This window comes from Pseudoalteromonas sp. SG43-7 (assembly GCF_014164295.1).
Taxonomy (GTDB): Bacteria; Pseudomonadota; Gammaproteobacteria; order Enterobacterales; family Alteromonadaceae; genus Pseudoalteromonas; species Pseudoalteromonas rhizosphaerae.
This window is the reverse complement of sequence record NZ_JACJEY010000135.1, coordinates 1-1,588: the sequence shown is the minus strand read 5'-3', so window position 1 is coordinate 1,588 and position 1,588 is coordinate 1. Positions and strand designations below refer to the sequence as shown.

The window sequence follows — 1,588 nt, the reverse complement described above, 5'->3', positions numbered from 1 at the left end:
GCGGCATCAGCGGCGGCATCAGCGGCGGCATCAGCGGCGGCATCAGCTACAACATCAGCGATCACATCTACAATAATACATCCGTGGCCTAGATCGATCTGAGGGTTAGCATTGGTATATTGTTTAGGTTCACCGGGTTGAATGCGGCCAGTTAGCATTTCATCAAGTTTAGTGGTACTCATTGTAGGTATTTCCTTTTTTTGTTAAAAAATAAACAGCCAGTAAAGACTAGCAAAGCCCTCAAACAAAATGTATTACACTTGATTACAAATGAATCTCTCAGATAACACAGAGATATATGGTCACTCCGCCAGCGAATTTTTTACTAATAAAGGTAACGGTCCTATGACATAAATCCGGCGTCTAATGTCTATTTCGTTGGAAATTAAAAAGTGGAAAGTAAAAAGGACAGACACATTTTTTTGCAAAAACTACAGTATCAACTACTGTTTTTGCAAAAATCATAGTATCAACCACTGTTATTACACACAGTGCTACTGAAGTTGATATATTATGACTCGCGCAAGAAAAAAGCTTATTGATTTAGCATCGATATCTTATTATCACTTAATCTCACGATGCGTGAGACGTGCATTCTTGTGTGGTGATGATAAATACACAGGTAAAAACTTTGCTCACCGTAGGGAGTGGTTAGTAGAGCGAATTAAGTTATTAAGTAGTGTGTTTGCCATTGAAATTGCTGCCTACGCGATTATGAGCAATCACTATCACCTTGTTGTGAACGTCAATAGGCGTCAAGCACTTGATTGGTCTGATGATGAAGTAATTAACCGCTGGTATCAGCTTTATAACGACCACTTTTTAGTCGACCGCCATTTAAAAGGTGAGCAGTTAGATAAGCCAAGTTTGCTCTTTTTTAATGAGATCATCGCTAATGGCGAGAAAGATTGTATGACATCAGCTGGTATATGAAAAACCTCAATGAGTACATTGCCCGCGAGGCCAATAAAGAAGATAACTGCACGGGTAAGTATTATTCGCTGCCATCCTTGGCGCTCACCCTTCGGGCTGCCTGACGGCATTCAAATTTATTCCTTATAAATTTGAGGGAAGGGCGCATTACTTATAAAGAATAGTCGCAAGCATTATTAGATGAAACCGCAGTGCTCAGTTGCATGGCCTACGTTGATTTGAACTCTATCAGAGCAAACATAGCCAATACGCTTGAAGACCGTGATTTCACCTCAATTCAAGAACGTATAGCGCACTTTAAAGCCTTTACCACAGACACGGTTAAAGCGAATAAGCTTCTCAAACAAAAAGATAATATTCAGCATGAAAGCCAACCAGCACAGCTAAAACCATTTGGCGGCAATCACATTAAACACAGGATCCCCTTTGCCTTACTGGATTATATTGAATTAGTCGACTGGAGCGGCCGCCACATAGATCCAAAGAAAAAAGGGCATATCAACAAAACTATGCCAAAAGTGCTCCTGACTTTGAATATAGAAGAAGCGCAATGGCTTGAATCAATTCAACGTTTCAGGCAGCAGTACTCAAATTTTGCAGGCAGCAAACAACGGTTAAAGCAGCAAGCCGCCAGCAACGATGTAAAATGGTACAA

1 protein-coding gene and 1 pseudogene are annotated in these 1,588 nt (G+C 40.6%); one reads left to right on the top strand and one right to left on the bottom strand.

The genetic code is table 11. The features are described 5' to 3' along the window. A partial coding sequence (locus H5200_RS23090; RefSeq protein WP_220493442.1) for a hypothetical protein occupies positions 1-182 on the bottom strand: 182 nt, incomplete at its 3' end. Between the two features lie 331 nt (positions 183-513). Here H5200_RS23090 and H5200_RS24215 point away from each other — a divergent pair. Further along, a pseudogene (locus tag H5200_RS24215) lies at positions 514-1,588 on the top strand (hypothetical protein); the annotation flags it as partial.